Origin of the sequence: uncultured Selenomonas sp., from assembly GCA_905372355.1 — a bacterium.
Taxonomy (GTDB): Bacteria; Bacillota; Negativicutes; order Selenomonadales; family Selenomonadaceae; genus Selenomonas.
Genome location: CAJPOT010000010.1, coordinates 58,372 through 65,492 on the forward strand (window position 1 = coordinate 58,372; position 7,121 = coordinate 65,492).

General features: G+C 57.9%; 7 protein-coding genes. 5 read left to right on the forward strand and 2 right to left on the reverse strand.

All coding sequences use genetic code 11. The annotated features are described in order from the left end of the window. Positions 1–113: 113 nt before the first annotated feature. The gene (locus QZ177_RS07535; RefSeq protein WP_294176497.1) at positions 114–605 is read right to left on the reverse strand and encodes a hypothetical protein; all 492 of its coding nucleotides are present in this window, start codon (positions 603–605) and stop codon (positions 114–116) included. A gap of 234 nt (positions 606–839) precedes the next feature. Between QZ177_RS07535 and QZ177_RS07540 the strand changes: the two genes are divergently transcribed. From QZ177_RS07540 to hflX, 4 genes are all read left to right on the forward strand, one after another. Beyond that, complete coding sequence (locus tag QZ177_RS07540) at positions 840–1,838, forward strand: nucleoid-associated protein (RefSeq protein ID WP_294176499.1); 999 nt, start codon at positions 840–842, stop codon at positions 1,836–1,838. A 94-nt stretch (positions 1,839–1,932) separates the two neighbouring features. Beyond that, on the forward strand, positions 1,933–2,214 hold the full coding sequence (locus QZ177_RS07545) for an AbrB/MazE/SpoVT family DNA-binding domain-containing protein (RefSeq protein WP_264917908.1): 282 nt from the start codon (positions 1,933–1,935) through the stop codon (positions 2,212–2,214). Between the two features lie 6 nt (positions 2,215–2,220). Beyond that, a complete protein-coding gene (locus tag QZ177_RS07550; protein WP_294176503.1) occupies positions 2,221–2,628 on the forward strand; it encodes a putative toxin-antitoxin system toxin component, PIN family in 408 nt (135 codons plus the stop codon). After that, the gene (gene hflX / locus QZ177_RS07555) at positions 2,625–4,568 is read left to right on the forward strand and encodes a GTPase HflX (RefSeq protein ID WP_294176504.1); all 1,944 of its coding nucleotides are present in this window, start codon (positions 2,625–2,627) and stop codon (positions 4,566–4,568) included. Before QZ177_RS07550 ends, hflX begins: the two co-directional genes overlap by 4 nt. On the opposite strand, the gene QZ177_RS07560 is transcribed toward hflX, so the two are convergent. Continuing rightward, positions 4,569–5,861: an AAA family ATPase gene (locus tag QZ177_RS07560; RefSeq protein ID WP_294176505.1), complete on the reverse strand. Its 1,293-nt coding sequence runs from the start codon at positions 5,859–5,861 to the stop codon at positions 4,569–4,571. It abuts the gene before it with no gap. A gap of 394 nt (positions 5,862–6,255) precedes the next feature. Here QZ177_RS07560 and QZ177_RS07565 point away from each other — a divergent pair. After that, positions 6,256–7,121: putative sulfate exporter family transporter (locus QZ177_RS07565; protein WP_294176506.1), on the forward strand; the 866-nt coding region annotated here is incomplete at its 3' end.

Sequence of the window (7,121 nt, forward strand, 5' to 3'; positions counted from 1 at the left end):
GACCGATGGACTTTTCATGTAAGAGGCGTGCACAATCCCTGCAAAGTGAGCATTTGCGCGTATATTGAGTTGAGAAAAGTCCAAGCGCTCCGTTTGCAAAAGCCGCTTTTCGATCATCGGCTTCGCTTTGCCGCCAACTGCTGCTGCTGTTTCGCCAAGTCGAGGAGCGTCGCCTGACGCTCGCGCCGCTCGCGCTCGATGCGCGAGGCGACGTCTTCCGCCTGTGGAGCATCCTCAACCGTATGCTTGGCGATATCCAAGATGTCCGCCTGCGCCTGCGTCCTGTCTCCCGCGATGCGTGCGGCGATGTCCTCGGGCGACTCCTCGCCAGATGCAGCTTCCCCTGCCGCCGCCCTGGCTGCTGCTTCCTCCTCGCGCTTTCGCTCTTCTTCTGCCGCTCGACGCGCCGCTTCTTCCGCCTCGGCCTTCTTGCGCGCCTTCGCCTCGGCCTTCTTCAAGCGCCGCTTCGCCTGCTCCGACATATACTTCTGCCACTCCATCGGATCGACCTCGATCAGGCGCGGCTCGGCGATGAACGCTTCATATTCAATGGAATGATTGCCCAGGTATACCTTCCTGCCTGTTGTCACATGCTCCTTTTCCATGGCATAATCTCTCCCGTTCCCTGGAATCGCTGTATCGTGTGCGGGGCGAATCCACGACCGCCCGCTCTCTGCCGTACGCTCTGCAGAGAAAACCCTTTTGCTATAATTCCCCGTCGATGATGGGAAATCCTTCTTTTTTCTATAGGCGATGCTAAGATTTTCTGATAGAATGAGGATGGACGATAAAGGGGAAGGTCAGAGGGATTCGGGTCGTTCTCCGAAAGGCGGTGCAATATGACCACAATCGACAAGGCGGCGCTTCATATCCTCGACGCGGCGGGCTCTTCGCTTCTTTCGGCGGCGGAGCTGCCGCTTACGGGCGAGACGAGCGAATACCTTCTCGCGCATATCGAGAAGAGCCGCAAGAGTCCCGACAAGAAGGCGGGGACATTTTACGAGGGCAGCGAGTGCAGGAAGGAAATCGCCGCTTATCTTGCGGGCGAGAAGGATTTCCTCGCCTTTTCGCGCACGCTGGCAGAGAGCTTTCTGCGTGCGTTTTCCCATGCGGCAGAGGCGGCGAGCATGATGCTCTTTGTGCTCGACGCGCACGAAGATGAGCGGCGCGAGCTCATCTTCTTCCTCTGCCGCAGCCATGCGGGCTTTTCGCCCGCTGTCGTCGATACGGAGAGCGGGCTTTCGGCGGAGCTTTCTTCCTGCGGCTCGCTGTTGCCGAGCGCTTCGGCGACGATGGACGAGTTCGCCTTCGTCGATCTCGCGACGCTTGCCGTCCATGTGCGTGCCAAGCGCTACAGCGTCGACGGCAACGCCATCTTCGTCTTGCCCGAGCTTGTCTTGGAATGCGGACAGGCGCCTTCGGCGCGCGAGGCTTTGAAGAAGGCGAGCGATACGGCGAAGAAGGTCGCCGAAGCCTACGGCGGCGATGCCGTGGAGACGGCGGCTGCCGTCAAATCCTTCGTCGCGGGCGAGCTTGCCGAAAAGGATGCCGTGAATCCCTTGGAAGTTGGCCGAGAGGTATTCAAGGGCAATCCCGCGATGCAGGCGGACTACGAGCGGGCGATCGAGGAAGCAGGATTCGCTGCGCCCGTGGAGATGGACAAGGAATCCATCCTCAAGAAGATGAAGAATCACAAGCTCAAAACGGATACGGGCATCGAGCTTGTGATCCCGACGGACTACTTCGACAACACGGAATTCGTCGAGTTCCGCCGCGGCGAAGACGGCACGATCTCCATCACGCTCAAGCAGATCCAGAATATCGTCAATCGAGGGTGAGAACACTTTTCTACTGTTTAGGGATAGACAGAGTGCGACGAATATGCTACATTCAAAGTAGGATTTTTCCTACTTTTTGAAAGGAGTTTTTACGATGATGGCAGCAACTGCGCCGGATACGTTTATAGACAATGCCAAAGTCATGGCAAAAGGACAGGTAACGATTCCGAAAGATGTACGGAATGTTCTGGGGCTGGATCACGGAAGCCGGGTCACTTTTATCGTAGAAAAGGGCTCGGTTCGTATGGTAAATTCCGCTGTATATGCTATGCAAGTACTGCAAAATGAGATGCTCGGCGAGGCGCAAAGGGCAGGTCTGACATCGGAGGAAGCGATAAATGCCATGGTCACGGAAATCCGCAGCGAAGGGGAATGATGCGAAATGCGCGTGATGATTGATACCAATATATTGATTTCGGCAATATTGGGAAGCAAAACGCCATTTCAAGCATACTGTAAAGCTGTATCCTATCCGAATTGTGGGATTGTGTGCACGCAGAATATTGATGAGTTAAGGCGCGTGTTCAATCGGAAATTTCCTGAGAAAATCTCTGCGATGGAGCGCTTTTTGGCAGTTGCTCTCTATGGAATCGAGATTGTTCCAATTCCCGATGAATCCGTGAAAGAGGAACGTCGGATAAGAGATACAAAGGATCGTCCGATTCTGCGAGCTGCTGCGGCAGCAAACGTGGATATTATACTGACGGGAGATAAGGACTTCTTAGAATCCGGTATAAAGCAGCCGAAAATTATGACGGCGGCAGAGTTTACAGCAAAGGAAGCGCTATGAAGGGCAAAAAACTCCAGGGCGAGATTCAGAATCTTAAGCCGCATATCATGCGAGAACTGCAGAGCCTCTACGATCTGAGCGTGCCGGTCGGGCAGCTTTCGACGAAGGAGCTGAACGAGAGGCTCATCGCCGTCACGGAGGAAATCGGGCGCGAAGTCGCCGTCTACGTCGACCGCAAGGGGCGCATCATCGAAATTTCCGTCGGCAACACGTGGACGGTCGATTTGCCCGCCGTCGATGCCCGCTCGGAGGTGCGTCTTTCGGGCGTGCGCTGCATCCATACGCATCCGAGCGGCGATACGGAGCTCAGCGATCCCGACATCTCGTCGCTTCGCCGCCTGCGCTTCGACGCGATGGCGGCCATCGGGCGACTCGCGGGCGAGAGCGTCGGCTGCCTCGGCTTCTTTACGGGCGAGAAGGAAGAGGACGGCACGCTCGAAGTGCAGATTTTCGGCCCTGTGCGCGCCGATCATCTGAATCGCATCCGCCTGACGCCGCTCATCCAGAGCATAAACAGGCGTCTTTCGAGGGAGCGTACGCAGGCGACGGACGATGAGGAGGAACGTGCCGTGCTCGCTGGGATCGACGCGCCCATGACTTGCGCTCTGTGGACGACGGAGGATTCGCTCGCCGAGTTGGCGGAGCTTGCACGCACGGCGGGCGCGACCGTCGTCGGCACGTTCATCCAGAAGAAGGCGAAGCCCGACACGGCGTTCTTTTTGGGGCGCGGCAAGGTTGAAGAGATGGCGATGTTCATCCAGAACGAGCGTGCGACGCTCGTCATTTTCGACGATGAGCTTACGCCGTCGCAGCAGAGGAATCTCGAAATGGCGCTCGGCGTGAAGATCCTCGACCGCACGGCGCTGATCCTCGACATCTTCGCGCAGAGAGCGCGCACGGCGGCGGGCAAGCTGCAGGTCGAGCTGGCGCAGATGAAGTACAGTTTGCCGCGCATCTTGGGACAGGGACTCGTGCTCTCAAGGCTCGGCGGCGGCATCGGCACGCGCGGCCCCGGCGAGACGAAGCTCGAAGTCGATCGTCGCCGCATCCGTCGTCGCATCCACGACATCGAGGGCGAGATCGAGCGGCTCAAGAAGGAGCGATTGCTGCATCGCGAGCGCCGCCGCGCCGCGCGCATCCCCGTCGCCGCTCTCGTCGGCTATACGAACGCCGGTAAGTCGACGCTCTTGAACGCCTTGACGGGCGCAGAGGTCTTCGCCGAGGACAAGCTCTTTGCGACGCTCGACCCGACGACGCGCTCTCTTCGGCTCGCGGACGGCCGCGAAATCCTCGTGACTGACACCGTGGGCTTTATACAGAAGCTGCCGCATACGCTCGTGCAGGCCTTTCATGCAACGCTCGAAGAGGTCGTTGAAGCCGACCTTCTGCTGCATGTCGTCGATGTGTCGAACGAGGCTGCCGAGTTCCAGATCGAGGCCGTCACTGAAGTCCTTAAGGAGCTTGGCGCAGCCGAAAAGCCCATGCTCTATGTGCTGAACAAGCTCGATCGCCTGACGAACGGCGCAGGCGGCACGGGCGGAGGCGACGCAGCGGCGCAAGTCGACACGGCAGACGATGCGAGGCACGAGGCAGCGGGGAGTGACGCGGCGGGCGGTTTTTCCGAGGGCGAGATTCCGTCCTTGGAAGAAGCGCCTTTGCCGCCCGCCGTCCTGCGCCTCCTGCGCGATCGCGAGGGCTGCGCCATCTCTGCGAGGGCGGGCGCGGGGCTTGCCGCTCTGCAGGAAAAGATCGCCGATTTCTTCCGCACGGGCGAGGTCGAGCTTACGCTTCATATCCCCTTTACGGAGAACGCAGCCGTCACGCGCCTGCACGAGGCGGGGCAGGTGCTTCAGATGGACTATGACGAGCGCGGCACGCGCGTCCGCGTCCGTCTGAGCGAAGAAGAAGCCGCGCGCTTTCGCCGCTATGAGATTTCGTAATTATAAAAAGTCTTTTGCCCTTGCTGCAAGATAGAGGGGCAGGTTCGTGATGGCGCCGTCCTTCTGATAGCCAAGCCGGGAAAAGCGCAGTGCACACTGCGGCGCTCGGGTGGCGATATAGCGTTTGAACGACGGCGCCGCCTTGCGCTTTCCGCCCTTGACTTCCACGGGCACGATCTCCATGCCGTTTTGCAGCACGAAGTCGATCTCGCTGTTCTTGTCGGCGTAATAGCGCGGCGCGAGCGGGAATTGACCGCGAAGCTGCTGCAGGATGTAGTTCTCTGTCAGCGGCCCTTTGAATTGGAAGTCGCTTTTGAGGAGAATCGCACCGTTGTCGACGCTTGCCATGTGCTTCAGCAGCCCCGTATCGAAGAGGAAGAGCTTGAATTGGTCGAGCCGGTCGAAGGCCGCTAGGGGATGCTCCATCTTGGAAACATTGCAGACGCGGCTGAGGATTCCTGCCGAAACGAGCCATTCGATGGCCTCTTTAAAATCACGCGCCCTGCCGCCCGTGCGCACGGCGCCGTACATGAACTTCTCGTTCGCCTTGGCGAGCTGGGAAACGATGCTTCGGAAGACCAAGAGGATGCGCGCACTGTTGACCTTGCCGTTGTGCTTGGAAAAATCGTTTTCGTAAATCTCGACGAGTTCATGCTGGATGCGCGCGATCTGCAAGGGATCCTTCGCTTCCTGCCAGGACGCGACGCATTCGGGCATGCCGCCGATGATCAGATAATGGTCGTAGGCTTCAAGCAGACGGTTGTGGAAGATTTCCTCAATCGGCTGCCCTTTTTGTATGCCCGCGTAATAAGCGTAAAGCGCCGGATTCGTCGCGGCAAGAAATTCATCAAAGGTCAAAGGCCCGAGATCGAGCAGATTGACCATGCCGACAGGATACGACTTCGGCTGGGCAAGGAGCGTTCCGAGCAGGCTGCCCGCCGCGATGGTCGCATAGTCGCTCGCTTTTTCCTTGAAGTATTTGAGTGCGTTCAGCGCTGACGGGCATTCTTGAATTTCATCGAGAATCAGCAGGGTCTTTTCCGGCTCGATTTTCCTGTTTACAATCAGAGAGAGCAGTTCGACGATGCGATGCGGGTCTTTGTTCGTTTCAAAGATGGACTTGAGCGCCTCGTCCTCGTCGAAGTTGAAATAGACGAAGTCTTCGTATGCGGTCCTGCCGAATTCTTTCATGAGCCAGGTCTTGCCGACCTGCCGCGCTCCCCGCAAGACGAGCGGCTTGCGATTCTTGCTGTCTTTCCACTGCTGCAAGGCGGCCATGGCATTGCGCTTCATGCGGAACGCCTCCTTCCTCGTTCGATTGCATTGTCCTGCCACGGGAAAGGCAAGCCCCCAAAGGGCGCAGGGGTTCATGCAGGACAAGCATCACGATTTTCTTCATAATATAACTATATTCTTGCACATTTTTCTGTATTCCACAAGCCCTTTTCGCACGGTTTTCTGCATTTCATAATATATTTTTGCACATTTTTCCATAAAATTGCGATGAGAAGTTTTATGGAGAATATCTTGCGACATAAGTCGTCCTTGGGCTTGACTTCTTGGACTTTCATAGTACACTAAAGAAGATGCCGCATTTTCCGAATCATGCGGCGACTTTTGCAAGCTGCACGGTCTTGCCTTCGGCTTGACCGCTTGGATTTCCAATCAAAGGAGATGTTTTTCCATCATGAAAAGCGAGTATTTGCGAGGCATTGCCTACGCTCTGCTCTTCGCCGTTCCCGCATACGTCCTCGGGAAGTTCTTCCCCATCATCGGCGGGCCTGTCTTCGGCATCCTCCTCGGCATGTGCTTCGCGCGCCTTGCGCGTCCGAAGAACTTCGAGGCGGGCATCAGCTTCACGGGCAAGAAGATCCTGCAGTACGCGATCATCCTCTTGGGCTTCGAGATGAACCTTTACCATGTTCTGTCGGTCGGCTCGCAGTCGCTTGCCGTCATGGCATCGACGCTCGCGACGGCATTTCTCGTCGCCTGGGGCGCGGGCAGGCTCTTGGGCGTCGAAGGTGATGCGCGGACGCTCATCGGCGCGGGTACGGCGATCTGCGGCGGCTCAGCCATCGCGGCAGTCGCGCCCGTCATCGGCGCGAAGGACAAGGACATCGTCTTTTCCATCTCGACGATCTTCCTCTTCAACGTCATCGCCGTCTTCATCTTCCCCTTCCTCGGGCACTTCATGGGCATGAGTGATCTCGGCTTCGGCATGTGGGCGGGCACGGCGATCAACGATACTTCGTCCGTCGTTGCGGCCGGCTACTCCTACAGCCACGAGGCAGGCAGCTATGCGACAATCGTCAAGCTCACGCGTGCTTTGTGCATCGTGCCCGTGTGCCTCGCCTTCGCGCTCTTCGCGGCACGCGATTCCAAGGCGGAGGGAAAGGGGTTCAGCCTCAAGCGCATCTTCCCCATGTTCATCCTGTGGTTCGTCGTCGCTTCCATCGTCAATACGACGGGCGTCCTGCCCGAAGCGCTCTCGCACTTCCTCGGGGAAGCGGGCAAGTTCGCCATCGTGCTCGCCATGAGCGCCATCGGTCTCAA